Raw genomic sequence first — 15,750 nt, forward strand, 5'->3', positions numbered from 1 at the left:
TATTTCCCGAGAAATGTCGACGGCGCCCGACAGCGTTCGCAGGATTTGGTCGATGCGCGGCGTATTGTTCCAGCATGTGTGTCCTGCGTTCGAATCGAGCCCCATCTTATCGAAGCATTCGGAGGTGCTCGCCGTTTGTTTCGCCCTCGCGCTCTCGCAACGTTTGGTAAGCTTGGCGCGCTGCCGATTGCCGCGGTTGTTTCCGCGTATTTCGCCGCGTTTCCAAGTGTCTCTGCATCCATCCATGCCGCCACTCCTTCCTCGAGTTCGGCGGGCGCATTCGTCGTCCCAGGAGTGGGGCAGGTGTCGGTTGCGTGGTGGCGGGAGGGTGGGCGCGTGTATGCGCCGCTTTCCGCCTGCGTCGCCTGGTTCAATCTCATGCACGTTCCTCAGGCGTTCACGTCGAGCGGATGGGTGGTGGGAGATCTCCCGTCTCCTGCGCAGGCGCCCCCATCTTCGGGCCCGCTTTTCATCTGGTATTGGCAGCCCGCTCACGGCGACGAGGTGACGTACGCGGGGCCCATCGACGCGCATGCCATCGCCAAAAGCGGTCAAGTCTACGTGGATGTGGATGCGCTGCAGCAGCTGTTGGCCGCCTTTCACGTCCAGACGCGCTGGCAAGGCTCGCAGTTGGCTGTGATCGATCCCGCCCCACAGGTTTCGCTCCCATCCTGGGGCGTCGCCTCATCCGCGTACCAAGTGCAGGGAGATCTGTGGCCCGAGCCGTGGTTCTACGGGGAGGCAGGCGTCACCTCTTCGGCGCTCTACAATCCGCTTACACCGGTTCTCCCTCTTCGCCTGAAGGCTCAGGATGGATTTTCGGGCGAGGCGATGATTACGGTTCGCTCGCTTGCGCGCGCGGACGAAGTGCATCGCTACAGCGCCCGCATGATCCATGGCGCGCTCGACGCCACCATCCGCCTGCCTTTCACGGGACTTCTGGGCGTCGAGGTGGATGAAGTTCTCAACGCGTCGACGCTCAAGCTGCGCCTATTGGCTTACAGCCGCGCCATCGAGTCCGCGGCGCCCAATCTCTCGCTTCAGAGCCTCGGGCTCCTTCAGAGTTGGTTTGTGAACCACAACGAGTCGCCGCAGGTAGCAGAACTTGCGGCTTCCATCGCGCACACGAGCCCAGGCGCACGGGCGCTCTCGCCGCAGCAGGTGGACGCAGAGATCCAGGCCATTTCGGACTGGGCGTCGCTGCACATCTGGTACAATTGGCCGGCTTACCTGCACGGTCAGGTTCCGTGGCAGCAGATGACCACCACGCTATCCCTTCACGAAGGCGTGTGCCAGGACATCTCGGGCGTCGCGGCGGGACTCCTGCGCGCGCTCGGGATCCCGGCGCTGGTCGTGCAGGGGCAGGGCCTGGGACAACTTGGATGGGGCCCCCATCAGTGGGACGAGGCCTGGGACGGGCAGCGGTGGGTGGTCTTCGATCCAACGTTTGACGCCGTGTACACGAGCGATCAAGGCATCGCGCCGCCCTCTTCCGTCACGCACCACGACTTCGATCCGCCTCCGAGCGAGTTTGGTCAAACCCACCGTGGCGGCCAGATCGCCGATTGGTAACCCGAATTTTGCAGCAGACGAGGAGAGGATGTTTGTGAACGTGCATCGATATGCGGAAAACCCGCTCATCACCCCGAAGGACGTGCCACCTTCGCATTCCGATATGCGCGTCATTGGCGCCTTCAACGCAGGTGTGGCTCGCGTGGGCGACGAGACCGTGCTCGTGCTGCGCGTCGCGGAGCAGGCGAGCGCGGACGAGGACGCCGTCGGCGTGCCCGTGTACAATCCCGCGCACCGAACGGTCGAGGTCCACTGGTTCAAACGTTCGGATCCGCACTACGACTTCTCCGATCCGCGCGCGGTGCGCCGCAAAGACACCGGCGAAACGGTGTGGCTCACGTCCATGTCTCACCTGCGCCTCGCCCGAAGCCGCGACGGCCGCCATTTCACCGTGGACGAGAAGCCGTTTCTCGCCCCCGAGACGCCCTATGAGGCGTTTGGCGTCGAAGATCCGCGGGTGACCGAGATCGCTGGCGTCTACTACATCACCTACACCGCCGTGTCCGATCACGGCGTCGCAGTCGGCCTCGCCGCCACGCGGGATTTTCACCACGTCTGGCGCCTCGGCCTCATCCTGCCGCCGGAGAACAAGGACGCCGTGCTGTTTCCCGAGCGCGTCGGCTCTCACTACTACCTGCTCCATCGTCCTGCGCCGCGCGGCCTCGGCGAACTCGACATCTGGCTTGCCGAATCCCCCAATCTTCGCGCCTGGGGCAATCACCGCTTTCTGCTCGCACCCCGCAAGGACAGCTGGGACAGCCTGCGCGTCGGCGGAGGCGCCGTGCCCATCCGCACGGACAAGGGCTGGCTCATCCTGTACCACGGCGCCAACGCGAAGAACGAGTATGCCATGGGCGCTTGCCTCGTGGACCTCGGCGATCCGTCGCGCGTCCTGGCGCGATCGGCCGAGCCCATTCTCAAGCCCGAAGCGCCGTACGAGCAGGCGGGCTTCTTCCGCGGCGTCGTGTTCTCCTGCGGGGCATGGGTCGAGGGCGACGTCGTGCACATGTATTACGGGGTCGCCGACGAGTCGCTCGCGGGCGCGGACCTTTCCCTGCGCGACATTCTGGATACGCTCGCGTGAGGACCCACGCGCGCCCGCTCGCGCAGCCCCATGTCTCGCGCAGCCATCGCTTTTTTAGAGAATTTTTGATGTCGTGTCCGTCTTTTTCTTGTATATTGATCTTTAACAAGCGATAGGTGGTGGAATGCAGTTTGGACCAGGAAATCTTGTATCTGACGCGATCCGGCAAGGACCTCGCGCGCAAAACCCGCCGCTGGCTTCGCCAACATCCGGAGGCGACCCTCGGCGAGGTGGCCGAGCAGGTGCGCGACCTGTTTCAACTTCGCGATCTCGGCGATCTCGCCGATCGCCCGCTGCGCGAGCTGCCCGAGTGCCGCTGGATTGTCCTCGGCGAAAACGATAGGGGCCGCATTGAGGTGCAGAAGGACGTGGCTGGTCTGGGCGACGTCCGCTACGTGGAGACGAGAGGCTGAAGTCTTGGTCCCTTCGCAGGCGACGCAAAACAGGGGGCTGCCGAACTACGGCGCCCCCTGTTTTCTTTCACATCACGCGCTTGCCAAACAGCGATTCCAGGAGTTCCACGGCCATGCGGCCCGTCTGGTTCCGGTGATCCAAAATGGGGTTCACCTCGACGACGTCGACCGAGAGCAGCTTGCCGCTCGCGGCCAAGAGCTCCATGGCGAGATGGCCCTCGCGGTAGGTAAAGCCGCCGTTGACCGGCGTGCCGACGCCTGGGGCGAACATGGGGTCGAGGGCGTCGAGATCGAGACTCAGGTGAATGCCGCGCGTGCCGTCCGACGCAATGCGGATGGCCTCCTGCATGACCGCGTCCATGCCTCTGCGATCCACGTCCTGCATGGTGAACACGTGAATGCCGGATTGGCGAATGAGCTCCCGCTCCTCCGGATCGATGGACCGCGCGCCGACGAGCACCACGTTTTTCGGCTTCACTTTCGGGCATACCCCCCCGATGCCGGTGAGCGCTTCGTGGCCGAGGCCGAGGCTCGCGGCGAGCGGCATCCCGTGGATGTTGCCCGAGGGTGTCGTCTCGTCTGTGTTCATGTCGCCGTGCGCGTCAAACCAAATGACGCCAAACGGCTGCCCCGCGCGCGCGATGCCCGCCAGGCTGCCGATGGCGATGGAGTGATCGCCGCCCAGAATGACGGGCGTGTGACCGCCCTTCAGCACGCCCTCCACCTTCTCGCAGAGCGCCTCGCAGACGGAGACCACCTCGCGCAGGTACTTCAGCTTCTGATGCTCAATCCGCCTCGTCTCCGGCGTCGGCACCGGCACGTCGCCGAGATCGGACACCTCATAGCCGAGCCGCTCCAGCTTCTCTTTCAGCCCCGCGTAGCGGATGGCGCTCGGGCCCATGTCCACGCCGCGTCGGTTCTGGCCGTAGTCGGACGGGACGCCGATGATGTGAATGTCCTTCATGTCTATCCCTGCTTTCTAGCGCGCCTCTCCCGCGAATACGCTCCGGATCTGCTCAAACGCCCACGCTAGTTCGTCTTCCGTGATGACGAGCGGCGGTGCGAAGCGAATGGTGTTTTCGTGCGTCTCTTTGCACAAGAGCCCCGCCTCTTTCAGCCGTTCGCAGTACGGCCGCGCCTTCTCGTGAAGCTCCAGGCCGATGAACAGCCCCTTGCCGCGCACTTCTTTGATGGCGGGGTGCTTGAGTTCGCGGAGCCATCCGAGGAACTTCTCGCCCAGCGCGCGAGATTTCTCCGGCAGCTTCTCCTCGACGATCACGTCGAGCGCCGCGATGGCCACCGCCGCGCCGAGCGGATTGCCGCCGAACGTCGACCCGTGCGATCCGGGTTCGAACACCCCGAGAATGTCCCGGTTTGCCGCCACGGCGGACACGGGGAACACGCCGCCGCCGAGCGCCTTGCCGAGGATGTACACGTCCGGCACGACGCCCTCCCAGTCGCACGCGAACATCTGGCCGGTGCGGCCGAGGCCCGTTTGAATCTCATCTGCCACAAACAGCACCCCGTGCTGACGGCACACTTCGTACGCCTCTCGCAGATAGCCTTCTGGCGGCACGATGATGCCCGCCTCGCCTTGGATGGGCTCGACGAGGAACGCCGCAGTGTTCTCTGTGATGGCCCTCTTCAGCGCCTCAATGTCCCCGTAGGGAATGATGCGGAAGCCGGGTGTGAGCGGGCCGAAGCCGCGCCGGTATTCCGGATCGCTCGAGAACGAGATGATGGTCGTGGTCCGCCCGTGGAAGTTGTGTTCGGCCACGATGATCTCGGCCTGGTCGTTCGGCACGCCCTTGACGTCGTACGCGTACCGCCTGACCGCCTTGATGGCCGTCTCTACCGCCTCGGCGCCCGTGTTCATCGGCAGCACCATGTCCTTGTGCGTGAGCTTCGCGATGCGCTCGTACAGCTGGCCGAGCTTGTCGTTGTAAAACGCGCGCGAGGTGAGTGTGATGGCGTCCGCCTGATCCTTGAGCGCCTGGATGATGCGCGGATGGCGGTGCCCCTGGTTGAGCGCCGAGTACGCGCTCAGCATGTCAAGGTAGCGGTTGCCCTCCGCGTCCCACACCCATACGCCCTCGCCCTTGACGAGCACCACGGGAAGCGGGTGGTAGTTTTTCGCGCCATATTGCTCCTCGAGCCGCAGCGCTTCGCGGCTCGTCAACTGTGTCGCCATGCGATTCACCTCAACAGGCGGGCGAAACCGCCCGCCGAATTCCGTTACAGAAGCTCCGACACGCTCTTCATCTGCGTGAAGAGGAGCAGGTAATCCGGGCCGCCCGCCTTCGAATCGGTGCCGGACATGTTGAACCCGCCGAACGGGTGCACGCCGACGACGGCGCCTGTGCACTTGCGGTTGAAGTACAGGTTGCCGACGTGGAAGTGATGGCGCGCGTAGGCCAGGTGCTCGCGGTTCGTCGACAGGACAGAACCGGTGAGGCCAAATTCCGTGCCGTTGGCCACGTCGATGGCCTCTTCGAACGACTTCACCTTCGTGAACGCCACCACTGGGCCGAAGATCTCCTCCTGCATGATCCGCGCGTCCGGCTTCACGTCCACGAATACCGTCGGCTGGATGAAGAAGCCGGTCTCGTTGGACGCCGTGCCGCCCGCGACGAGCCGCCCTTCGCCGCGCCCAATCTCGATGTAGGTGGTTACCTTCTCAAAAGCCTTCTGGTCGATCACCGGCCCCGTGCCGACGCTCGCGTCCCGCACGTCGCCCACCTTGAACGCCTTCGCGATCTCGGCGACGCGATCGACGAGTTCATCGTAGAGCGACTCGTGCGCGATGACGCGCGAGCACGCCGAGCACTTCTGGCCGGAGAAGCCGAAGGCGGACTGGGCGATGATCTGCGCGGCCGCCTGGACGTCGTAGCCCTCGTCCACGACGATAGCGTCCTTGCCGCCCATCTCGGCGATGAACCGCTTGATCCAGCGCTGGCCGGGGATGCGCTTGGCGGCGAGCTCATTCAGGTGCAGGCCTACCTGCTTCGAACCGGTGAAGGAAATGAACCGCACATCCTTGTGGCCGACCATGAAGTCGCCGATTTCGGCCGGATCGCCAGGGACAAAGTTGACCACGCCCGGCGGCATGCCGGCCTCTTCGAGCGCCTCCATCAGCTTGTAGGCGATGACGGGCGTCTGGATGGCGGGCTTCAAGAGGACGGTGTTGCCCGCGACGACGGCCGACACGGTCATGCCCGTCACGATGGCGAGCGGGAAGTTCCACGGCGGGATGATGGCGCCCACGCCGAGCGGGATGTATTCGATGTGGTTGTCCTCGCCCGAGATGGGTGTGAGGAGATCGTCCGCCCGGCGGGCGAGATCGATCATCTGGCGCCCGTAGTATTCGAGAAAGTCGATGGCCTCGGCGGTGTCCGCGTCGGCCTCCGCGCGGCTCTTGCCAGCTTCGAGCAGCATCCACGCGGAAAACTCGTGCTTTCTCCGGCGGATGATGGCCGCGGTCTTGAAGAGGAGCGCGGCGCGCTCGATGACCGGCATGCGCGACCAGGTCCGGTAGGCGTCCCAGGCCGCCTCGAGCGCCTGCTCAATCTCGTCCTTGCCGGCCATGGCGACGCGGCCGATGACCTCCGCCTTCTTGGACGGGTTGATGGACTCGATGTAGCGGCCGGTATCGATGCGCTTGCCGCCGATGATGAGCGGATACGTCCGGCCGAGCTCTCGTTCGACCTTGGCGAGGGCTGCGGCGAATGCCTCCTGGTTGGCCGGGTTGTGGAAGTCCGTCAAAGGCTCTGGGCGATACGGAATCATCGTATGGCCTCCTTCGAAATCGTGTGATACGTAGGGCCAGGGTCCGCGCAGGCTCTACGAGTACTATCGAAGCAAACTTTGTGCCAAATGGCCAGCGCAGGGTCAGGCAGGTGTCGCATCCGAAGCGACAGGCACAAAAAGGGCCTTGCGCTTTTCGGACTCGGACTGCAAACTATGCTTGCATGCCGATTCGGGCAGGCGCGACATGGCTCTTTGTATATTGATGCAAGCGAGGCTGGAACATGCGGAGAGGAGGCGAGGAATGCACGCGCAAGATGCGGAGGCTCGCCGCACGTTGTTGGAGGCGGCGCTCGACGCGCTAGACGAGGGCGTGCACGTGGTGGACGCGGCGGGCGTCACGGTGTTTTACAACCGGAAGATGGCGGACATCGAGGCAATGGCGCGGGAGGACGTGCTGGGCCGTCGGATTGACGACGTGTTCTCGTTTCCGGACGCAGCGGGGAGCACGCTGCTCGACGCGGTACGGCGAGGCGTGCGGCGCGACGACGTGCGCCAGACCTACTTTAACCGGCGGGGGCAGGCCATTACCACGGTGAATCGGACGTTCCCCGTCTATGCGGAGGGGCGAATACTGGGTGCGGTCGAGATCGCCCGGGATGTGACGAGCGTCGAACAGTTGAGGAGCACGGCCTTTGGACAGGCGGGCGTGCGCTACACGTTCGCGTCCATCATCGCGGAGAGCGCTGCGATGCGCGAGGTGCTCGAACAGGCGCGGCGCGCCGCGCGCACGGACTCCTCGGTGCTCATTGTCGGGGAGACGGGCACGGGCAAGGAGCTTCTGGCGCAGGGCATCCACGCGGCCAGCCCGAGGAGGGACGGGCCGTTTGTGTCGCAGAACCTCGCTGCCATTCCGGACACGCTCGTCGAGGGCATCTTGTTTGGCACGGCGCGCGGGGCGTTCACGGGCGCGGTGGATCGGCCGGGGCTCATCGAGCAGGCAAACGGGGGCACGCTCCTTTTGGACGAGCTGAACGCCATGTCGGCGCCGCTCCAGGCCAAGTTGTTGCGCGTGCTCCAGGAGCGCGTGGTACGCCGCGTGGGGGACCTGAAGGATCGCCCCGTGGACGTGCGCATCCTCGCCACGATGAACGAAGAGCCAGGCCACGCCATCCGCGAGGGCCGGCTGCGGGCCGATTTGTTCTATCGCCTGAGCGTCGTGACGCTCACGGTGCCTCCGCTGCGGTCCCGCCGCGAAGACATTCCGCCGCTCGTGGCTCACTTCATCCGCCGGCTCAACGGCGCATTTGGGCTCCGGGTGGAGGGTTGCGAGCCGACGCTGATGGACGCGTTCCTGGCGTACGACTGGCCCGGCAACGTCCGCGAGCTGGAGCACGTGATTGAGGGCGCCATGAACCTCATGGAGGATGAGGCGAAGATCGGGTTTCAGCATCTGCCGGGGCACGTGCGTCGCAGGCTGGAACAGGCGCTCGACGAGATGCAGGGAGACGGGGAACAGCGTCGGCGTGACGCGCGCGACGAGGTGGTGCACGAGCCTGCGCCTGAAGGCGCTGCGGATGAGATCGGCCGAGATCGCCCATCGTTTCGCCAACTCGTCCGCGATTACGCTCGGACCGTGTTGCAGTCGGCGCTCGAAGAGACGCGCGGGAATGTCTCGGAGGCGGCGCGGAGGCTCGACATGTCTCGGCAGAACCTGCAGTACTGGCTGCGAGAGGTGGGGGTCGATCCAGCGCGGTACCGCGCCTGATGTATAGGCATGCAGGCTTGGATGGGCTGTTTGCATCGAAGCAAGCGATTGTTTCGCATGCAAAGATGATGGGCACCGCCAAGCGCCATTGCACCCTGCTTCAGCGTGGGTGTGGCCTCGCGCGATGCAGGAAGTGGGCGCGTCCGATGCTGCGCTCCATCGCGCGCTTGGCACAAGATTTGCTAAACTACGGGAGTCAAACACGCCGCGGCCGCACGTGTAAGCGTTGTCGCGAGCCAGATGAGGAGAGACGACGTCGCGCATGAAGCAATTGGACGACATTCTGGAAAAGGAATCGAAGCTGCGCCGCGGGATGCAGGCGCGCCACATGTTCATGATTTCCATCGGCGGGGTCATCGGGACGGGGCTGTTTCTGAGCTCCGGCTACACGGTGAACCAGGCCGGGCCGGGCGGTGCCGTGCTGGCGTACGTGCTCGGCGGCGTCATTGTGGCCATCGTCATGATGTGCCTCGGCGAACTGGCGACGGCCATGCCGGTGGCGGGATCGTTCAAGACGTACGCGCAGGAATTTATCAGTCCATCCATTGGCTTTTTGAGCGCCTGGCTGTATTGGCTGAACGGCGCGTTTACCATCGGCGGCGAGTGGATTGCCGCGGACATCATCATTCATCAGTATCTGCCGCACGTGCCGGACGTGGTCTGGTACGCGATTTTCGCCGCCATCTACCTGGTGCTGAACCTCACGCGGGTCGGGGTGTACGGCGAGAGCGAATTCTGGTTTGCGAGCATCAAGGTCATCGGCATCATCGCGGCGTGCGTCGCGGGCGTGCTTGCGCTGTTCGGCCTCACCGGTCACCCGGCGATTGGATTGCGCAACTACACCGGGCAGGGCGGGCTCTTTCCGCATGGGCTCGGCGCGGTGTTCCTCGCGCTCGTGCCCGTGAGCTTCGCGTACAGCGGCACAGAGCTCATCGGCATTGCGGCCGGGGAGAGCAGGGACCCGGCCAGGTCGGTTCCGCGCGCTGTGCGGACCACGAGCGTGCGCATTCTGCTCTTCTACGTCATCTCGATGATCGTCCTCGTCGGCATCATTCCCTGGCAGAAGGCGGGCGTGAACGACAGCCCGTTTGCGACCATCTTCCAAGTGGCAGGAATCCCGTACGCGCACCTCATCATGGACCTCATCGTCATCACGTCGGCGCTGTCGGCCGGATCGTCCTGGACGTACGCCTCGTCGCGGCTGCTCTGGTCCATGGCGCTGGACGGCATGGCGCCGCGGTTTTTGACGTATCTCTCGAAGCAGAAGGTGCCCGTGTGGTCGGTGGTGGTCACCCTGTTTGTCGGCACGCTGTCCCTGTGGTTGTACGACGTCTCGCCGAATACGCTGTACCTGTGGATTGTCTCCGGCATTGGGCTCATCGCCGTGCTGTCGTGGGCCATCATCTGCGCCTCGCAGATCGGCTTCCGGCGCAAGTACGTGCGCGAGGGCGGCGACGTGTCGAAACTCGCGTACCGCACGCCCGGTTACCCGGTGGTGCCGATTCTTGGCGTCGTGCTGAACCTTGCCATCGCGGTCAGCCTGCTCTTTATCCCCGGCCAGCGGGTCGCCATTTACGCCGGCGTTCCCATCATCCTGTTGGTGCTCCTAGGCTACTACTTCATCTACAAGCCGAGGATGGCGAAGTCGTGATGCAATCGCTCGGTCTCGAGCTCTCCATGAAACAGGAACTCAGGCTCACGGCGGAGATGCGGCTTTCGCTGCGCATCTTGGCGCTCTCGTCTGCCGATCTCGCCGACGAACTGGAGCGATTCGCGGAGGAAGAGCCGTGGTTTCGTTATGAGCGACCACGGCCAGCCATCGTCTCGCGCGCCGACGATGTGGATCCCCTGGCGCGCGTGGCGAGCCGCGAGCCGCTTGAGGAGCGGCTGAAGCAGGAGCTCCGGCTCATGGGGCTCCCGGCCCCGGTGCTGCGCATCGCGCTCTATCTGGCGGACGATCTCGACGAGCGCGGCTACCTCGCCGAACCCCTCGACGTGATCGCCCGGCGCCTCGGCGCCTCGCCAGCCCAAACGCGCGAGGCGCTCGCCGCGCTCCAGTCGTGCGATCCGCCCGGCATCGGCGCCGAAGACCTCACATCCTGTCTCCTCCTGCAACTGCGCGATGAGCGGGAGCCCCTGAAGTCGCTCATGGCCTCCATCATCCGCTGCCATCTGAGCGACGTCGCGGAAGGTCGCTTGGAGGACATTGCGTCGAGCCTGTCGGTGTCCTTGGAACAGGTGGAGGAGGCCGTGCGCCGCATCCGCCGCCTGACGCCCGCGCCAGCCGTCGCCGCCTCGAACGATCCCGTCGCCCCGTTGATGCCGGACGTCGTCGTGCGAAAGGCGGAGGGCGAGTGGATTGTCGAAGTGACGGAGTGGGCCGCGCCGCGCTTGGAACTTCGCGTGGAATATCGGCGATTGATGCAGCGCGGAGAGGAAGAGGCGCGCCGGTTTGTCTCGGCGCGGCTCAAGCGCGCGGCCTGGCTCACACGCGCCATTGAGCGCAGGCGCTTGACGCTCCAGATGGCGGCGGAGGCGCTCGTGAGGCGCCAGCAAGCTTATCTCGAGCGAGGGCCCGTGGCCATCCGCCCCCTCCGCTTGGCCGACATCGCCGAGGAGCTCGGCGTGCACGAGTCGACTGTGAGCCGCGCCGTCAAGGACAAGATCCTCGGTTCTCCCCAAGGTTTGATTCCGATGGAGCGCCTATTTTCGGTGGAGGTGGCCCCGGGGTGGTCGCAGGAGGCGGCGAAAGCGCGCCTCGCCGAAATTGTGCAGGCGGAGGACAAGGAGAGCCCTTTGTCCGACCAGGCGATTGCGAATCTTCTGGCTTCCGAGGGCTGCAGGCTCTCGCGCCGCGCCATCGCGAAATACCGCGAGGCGCTCCGCATCCCGAACTCCTTTCAGCGCAGGCGCTGAGCCGCTTGTTCAACTGCTCCCCACTGCAGGCGGCACAGTTCGAAGTATGCACCGCAGCGGCGCACGAGCTGCTCGTGTGTGCCTTCTTCCACGATGCGGCCCCCCGCCATGACATAGATGCGATCCGCTCTGCGCACGGTGGAGAGCCGGTGGGCGATGATGATGCTCGTGCGCCCGCGCATGAGCCGCGCCAGGGCCTCCTGCACGCGCATCTCCGTCCGCGTGTCCACGCTCGACGTGGCTTCATCCAGGACCAGCACGGAAGGATTCGCGAGGAGCGTTCGCGCAATCGCAATGAGTTGGCGCTCGCCCTGGCTGAGACCGGCGCCTCCGGGGCCCACTTGCGTGTCATACCCCAGTGGCAGTCGCCGGATCAACGCGTCCGCATTGGCCTGCACCGCGGCTTGTTCGATCTCGTCGTCCGTCGCGTCTGGACGGCCGATGCGGATGTTCTCCCGGATCGTGCCGCTGAAAAGCTGAGCCTCCTGCAGAACCAGGCCGAGTTTGCGACGCCAGGCTGTCTTGGCAATGTGCCTCAAATCCACCCCGTCCACCAAAATGTCGCCTTCGTCAGGATCGTAAAACCGCGCCAGCAGTTGCACGAGCGTCGTCTTGCCAGAACCTGTATGTCCGACAATGGCGATTTTTTCGCCCGGGCGCGCTTGAAGGTGAATGTGGTGGAGAACGCGCGGTCCTCCCGGATACGCAAAGCTTACATCGCGGAACTCAATGTGCCCTTTCACCTCCTGAACCGAGACCGCGCCAGGCGGATCCGCATCATCGGGCTCGTCCAAGATTTCGAATATCCTTTCCGCACCGGCGAGCGCGGCCTGAAGGAGATTGTACTGGTTGGCGATTTGATTCAATGGCTGGCTGAACTGGCTTGCGTAATTGAGAAAGCTGACGATGGTGCCGACCGATACTAGCCCGTGCACGGCGAGCAGCCCACCCGCGAGGGCGATGAGGGCGTAGGCGAGGTTGCGCATCAGGTTCATTGCGGGCCCCATCGAGCCTGCCACAGCCTGGGCGCGCATGCCTGCTTTGCGCAAGCGCTCGTTTCGGGTGTGAAAGGAGTCTAAGATCCTCGTTTCTTGGTGAAACAGTTGAATGGTCTCGATGCCCGCAATCATCTCCTCGACGAAACCGTTCACTTGCCCCAGCTCGCGCTGCAGCGTTTGAAAGTGACCGCGCGTCAGACGAGCGACGGCGCGCGTTGCGCCGGCGGTGAGGGGCACAACCGCGAGGGCAACCAGGGCCATGCGCCAACTCTGCCAGAACATGATGGCGACACAGCCGAGGAGCGTCCCCGCGCTCGCCATGAACTGAGCGAGCGTCTGGTTCAGCCCATTGGAAACGTTGGCGAGATCGTTCGTACTGCGGCTCATGAGTTCGCCGACGTTCCTCGCATCGAAGAAACGCATCGGCAGAACGAGCAGTCGTGAAAACAAATCCCGCCGCATGGCGCGCGTGGCATCCTGGGACACATGGGCAGCAATCAAGTTTTGGATAAAGCCAGAGGTGAGGCCCGCGAGGTACGCTCCCGCAAGGTATGCGCAGAGCGAGACAACTCGATGGACATCGTGCCCTTGGATGGTCGCGTCGATGGCTCGGCCCACCAGGTAGGGCGCAACAAGCGACATCACGCTCGAAAGAGCGGTGGCCAAGGCCATCCAAGCGAACGCAAACCTTCGATGCCCAAGGTACGAGAGCAGGCGGGATGCCGTTTGTCTAGGGGCGCCGGCGCGTACCGTGGGCGCGTGGTGATTCCGTGGCCCCCGGGACTTGGCAGCGCAAAGGCATGGGGAGCGCGGGACGATGCGGAATCATTCACCGGAAATCACCCCCTCGGCCATACCCATTTGTGAATCCCAGATCTCGCGGTAAAGCTCGCAGGATGCCAGGAGTTCCTGATGCGTACCGACGCCCACGAGATGTCCGGCGTGGAAGACAGCTATTCGGTCGCAGTTCAATAGGGTGCTTAAACGGCTGGACGCTACGACCAAGGTCATGTCACGAAGGCGCCTTAGCTCACGTAGGAACGCGGCCTCCGTCGCGGCGTCGAGCGCGCTCGTCGCGTCGTCGAGCAGCAGCAGGCGCGGTTTTGAGACAAGCGCCCGGGCGATGGCGACTCGCTGGCGTTGGCCCCCCGAGAGGGTTGCGCCTCGCTGACCAACTTCGGCCTCCCATCCGCCCGGCAATCGTTCTATGAACTCGAGCGCCTGCGCAATCCGAGCAGCTTCGACGAGATCGGCATGTGGCGCATCGGGCCGTCCAAATGCGATGTTCTCGCGCAAAGTTCCGCGGAACAGGGTAGGCTGTTGCGTCACCCATGCCACGCGGTGTCTAAGCGAACCAAGTTCGAGGGCTCGCAAGTCTTCCCCATCCCAGGCGATCCGTCCTGCAGATGGATCGGCCAGACGCGGGAGAAGTGCCAGAAGCGTCGATTTGCCCGCTCCCGTAGTGCCCGCGATGCCGAGCATTTCACCCGGGCGTATTTCGAGGCACACGCCTGCCAAGGCGGGATGGCTTGCGCGCGGGTACGCGTAGTCCACGCGTTCGACGAGCACATGTGGGCAATCCGACGCCCGCTTCGCGTTCGCCTCTTCAAGCATGGCGGGCTCCATCGAAAGCAGGGCCTGGATCCTGTCCGTAGAAGCCATGGCCTGCGCGGCCGAAACCATCATCGATGCCGACATCAAAAGCGAAGAGAGCGCCTGTGTCGCGTAGTTGATGGCTGCCACGAGGTGGCCTGGAGAGAGGGAACCTTGCAAGACCCGTGGCGCGCCCCATCCCAGCAGAGCGACGATGGCCGCGTCAAGCACGAGATTGACGAGTGGAGTGTTCGCCACAAGGATATAGAGAGCCTTCAGGGACGCGATCGCGTAATCGCGGTTTGCCGCGTCGAATCGATCGAGGGCCCGTTGTTCGAGCGAAAAAGCCCGCACCACGCGAAGGGCGATGAGGTGTTCCTGGGTCGTCTGGTTCATCGCATCGAGCGCGCGTTGAGCGCGCATAAACCGCTGATACGACAGCCGCGTGGTCCAAGCGAGCATTGCAGAGATGAGCAAGGCGGATGCGACAAGCAACAGGCCCATGCGTCCATCGAGCCCGACGGCGAGCGCGATGCTGCCGAGCGCGAGCCCAGGGCCTCGGACGAGTCCTTGCTGCAGCTGCTGCATGAGCGTCTGCACCTGCGTGACATCTTCCGTGAGGCGCGTGATCAGGGAGCCAGTGGTAACGGTCTGTATCTGTTCGCGAGACAATCTGATCGTCCGCCGAAACAAGGCCGAGCGGATGTCGGCACCCACGTTTTGGGATACGTGGCTCGCCAACACGTTGCACATCACGCCTGCGATGAGACCAGCCCCGGCTGTTGCCATCATCCACATGCCGGTTTCGAGCGCGGACCGCGTATCGCCTGCCAAAATTCCGCGGTTGATGAGCCGCGATACCAGGGCGGGCTGAGACAGATCCATGCCGATCTCGACGCACATCATGGCGGGGGCGAGAAGCGCGAACAAGCGGTAGGGTCGGACGAACGTCGCGAGGACGCGAAGCCCGCCGCCAAATGTCACAAGTCATTCTCCTCGGGATTTCCGCCCTGTTCCTCGCGAGCGGACCTGCTTTGTCCTGACTCGCCGGTCTCTTCCGCCTTCGGTTCCGTCTCGGCCCCCTGTTTCGTGGACGTCGTTTCACCGAGCGCCGAAGTAGGGGCGTTCGGTGTTCTAGGGTCTGGCCTGTCTTCTGTGTCCGGCCACAGGTCGAACATCGCGACGAATTCGTCGCGCACGCTCTCGACCGCCTTCAATTCGCCGAGGAGCGTCGGCCTTAGATCCGCGAATTCTGGCTGATCCAGTTGGCGCAGAAGCGTCGCTCGGCGAACATTCAAGAACTCGAGAAACTGCAGTGCGCGCCCACGGCGGAACGTCTGCGGGCCCGCAGGTCGGCCGAGCCCCAGGTGTTCTCCATGCCCGCGAAGATGGCCGCCGTGAACTTCCCGCCCGCGATGATGATGGGGATGCGCATGTCGCATGCGATCACGACCTTTCGAATTCTTTTGTATACGTTCGTATGCGATCTTACACGTCTCATCCGTAAGTGTCAACTTTCTTCGGCGTACGCCGTGGTTTGCCGGGACCGCTGAAGACGGAAAAACGACCGGGACATCACGCATCCCGGCCGTTTTTCACGCCATCCGGCCATTTTCTTTGGTTTTCCCCTTTACCCCTACATGGGGCCGCGCCAGATGACCA

The 15,750-nt window shown here is 64.1% G+C and carries 13 protein-coding genes; 6 read left to right on the forward strand and 7 right to left on the reverse strand.

All coding sequences use genetic code 11. From position 1 onward, the window contains the following. Positions 1 to 303: 303 nt before the first annotated feature. From TC41_RS02025 to TC41_RS02035, 3 genes are all read left to right on the forward strand, one after another. Positions 304 to 1,572: a transglutaminase-like domain-containing protein gene (locus tag TC41_RS02025; RefSeq protein WP_237700006.1), complete on the forward strand. Its 1,269-nt coding sequence runs from the start codon at positions 304 to 306 to the stop codon at positions 1,570 to 1,572. A gap of 28 nt (positions 1,573 to 1,600) precedes the next feature. Further along, positions 1,601 to 2,656 carry a glycoside hydrolase family 130 protein gene (locus TC41_RS02030; RefSeq protein WP_014463310.1) on the forward strand — a complete coding sequence of 352 codons (1,056 nt, stop codon included), beginning with the start codon at positions 1,601 to 1,603 and terminating at the stop codon, positions 2,654 to 2,656. A gap of 131 nt (positions 2,657 to 2,787) precedes the next feature. Beyond that, positions 2,788 to 3,069 (forward strand): hypothetical protein, encoded by a 282-nt coding sequence (locus TC41_RS02035; RefSeq protein ID WP_041694910.1) that lies wholly within the window; start codon positions 2,788 to 2,790, stop codon positions 3,067 to 3,069. 67 nt (positions 3,070 to 3,136) lie between these two features. On the opposite strand, the gene rocF is transcribed toward TC41_RS02035, so the two are convergent. The 3 genes from rocF to pruA are packed head-to-tail and all read right to left on the reverse strand — an operon-like array spanning position 3,137 to position 6,855. Continuing rightward, a complete protein-coding gene (rocF, locus tag TC41_RS02040) occupies positions 3,137 to 4,033 on the reverse strand; it encodes an arginase (RefSeq protein WP_014463312.1) in 897 nt (298 codons plus the stop codon). Positions 4,034 to 4,048: 15 nt separating this feature from the next. Beyond that, a complete protein-coding gene (locus tag TC41_RS02045) occupies positions 4,049 to 5,260 on the reverse strand; it encodes an ornithine--oxo-acid transaminase (RefSeq protein ID WP_041694911.1) in 1,212 nt (403 codons plus the stop codon). 44 nt (positions 5,261 to 5,304) lie between these two features. Then, a complete protein-coding gene (gene pruA, locus TC41_RS02050; protein ID WP_014463314.1) occupies positions 5,305 to 6,855 on the reverse strand; it encodes an L-glutamate gamma-semialdehyde dehydrogenase in 1,551 nt (516 codons plus the stop codon). 262 nt (positions 6,856 to 7,117) lie between these two features. Between pruA and TC41_RS02055 the strand changes: the two genes are divergently transcribed. The 3 genes from TC41_RS02055 to rpoN all read left to right on the forward strand — a co-directional run bounded on the left by TC41_RS02055 (position 7,118) and on the right by rpoN (position 11,497). Then, a complete protein-coding gene (locus tag TC41_RS02055) occupies positions 7,118 to 8,581 on the forward strand; it encodes a sigma-54 interaction domain-containing protein (protein WP_041694912.1) in 1,464 nt (487 codons plus the stop codon). Between the two features lie 262 nt (positions 8,582 to 8,843). After that, positions 8,844 to 10,232: an amino acid permease gene (locus TC41_RS02060; protein ID WP_014463317.1), complete on the forward strand. Its 1,389-nt coding sequence runs from the start codon at positions 8,844 to 8,846 to the stop codon at positions 10,230 to 10,232. Further along, a complete protein-coding gene (gene rpoN / locus TC41_RS02065) occupies positions 10,232 to 11,497 on the forward strand; it encodes an RNA polymerase factor sigma-54 (RefSeq protein ID WP_014463318.1) in 1,266 nt (421 codons plus the stop codon). The genes TC41_RS02060 and rpoN overlap by 1 nt, the downstream gene beginning before the upstream one ends. Here the strand turns inward: rpoN and TC41_RS02070 are convergent. The 4 genes from TC41_RS02070 to TC41_RS16520 form a co-directional block, all read right to left on the reverse strand. Further along, positions 11,482 to 13,167 carry an ABC transporter ATP-binding protein gene (locus TC41_RS02070; RefSeq protein ID WP_014463319.1) on the reverse strand — a complete coding sequence of 562 codons (1,686 nt, stop codon included), beginning with the start codon at positions 13,165 to 13,167 and terminating at the stop codon, positions 11,482 to 11,484. The genes rpoN and TC41_RS02070 overlap by 16 nt on opposite strands. A 153-nt stretch (positions 13,168 to 13,320) precedes the next feature. After that, positions 13,321 to 15,072, reverse strand: coding sequence for an ABC transporter ATP-binding protein (locus TC41_RS02075; protein ID WP_014463320.1), 1,752 nt, complete (start codon positions 15,070 to 15,072; stop codon positions 13,321 to 13,323). Further along, the gene (locus TC41_RS16515; protein ID WP_014463321.1) at positions 15,069 to 15,386 is read right to left on the reverse strand and encodes a hypothetical protein; all 318 of its coding nucleotides are present in this window, start codon (positions 15,384 to 15,386) and stop codon (positions 15,069 to 15,071) included. The genes TC41_RS02075 and TC41_RS16515 overlap by 4 nt, the downstream gene beginning before the upstream one ends. Continuing rightward, positions 15,383 to 15,523 carry a hypothetical protein gene (locus TC41_RS16520; RefSeq protein WP_193352814.1) on the reverse strand — a complete coding sequence of 47 codons (141 nt, stop codon included), beginning with the start codon at positions 15,521 to 15,523 and terminating at the stop codon, positions 15,383 to 15,385. Before TC41_RS16520 ends, TC41_RS16515 begins: the two co-directional genes overlap by 4 nt. Between the last annotated feature and the right edge of the window lie 227 nt (positions 15,524 to 15,750).

The organism is Alicyclobacillus acidocaldarius subsp. acidocaldarius Tc-4-1 (assembly GCF_000219875.1).
GTDB classification, from domain to species: domain Bacteria; phylum Bacillota; class Bacilli; order Alicyclobacillales; family Alicyclobacillaceae; genus Alicyclobacillus; species Alicyclobacillus acidocaldarius_A.

What these genes read in the sequence shown, in the direction of transcription:
- TC41_RS02030 (WP_014463310.1), top strand. Translation starts at nt 1,601, where the DNA reads ATGTTTGTGAACGTGCATCGATATGCGGAAAACCCGCTCATCACCCCG.
- rocF (WP_014463312.1), bottom strand. Translation starts at nt 4,033, where the DNA reads ATGAAGGACATTCACATCATCGGCGTCCCGTCCGACTACGGCCAGAAC.
- TC41_RS02045 (WP_041694911.1), bottom strand. Translation starts at nt 5,260, where the DNA reads ATGGCGACACAGTTGACGAGCCGCGAAGCGCTGCGGCTCGAGGAGCAA.
- pruA (WP_014463314.1), bottom strand. Translation starts at nt 6,855, where the DNA reads ATGATTCCGTATCGCCCAGAGCCTTTGACGGACTTCCACAACCCGGCC.
- TC41_RS02055 (WP_041694912.1), top strand. Translation starts at nt 7,118, where the DNA reads ATGCACGCGCAAGATGCGGAGGCTCGCCGCACGTTGTTGGAGGCGGCG.
- TC41_RS02060 (WP_014463317.1), top strand. Translation starts at nt 8,844, where the DNA reads ATGAAGCAATTGGACGACATTCTGGAAAAGGAATCGAAGCTGCGCCGC.
- rpoN (WP_014463318.1), top strand. Translation starts at nt 10,232, where the DNA reads ATGCAATCGCTCGGTCTCGAGCTCTCCATGAAACAGGAACTCAGGCTC.
- TC41_RS02070 (WP_014463319.1), bottom strand. Translation starts at nt 13,167, where the DNA reads ATGGCCTTGGCCACCGCTCTTTCGAGCGTGATGTCGCTTGTTGCGCCC.
- TC41_RS16520 (WP_193352814.1), bottom strand. Translation starts at nt 15,523, where the DNA reads ATGCGCATCCCCATCATCATCGCGGGCGGGAAGTTCACGGCGGCCATC.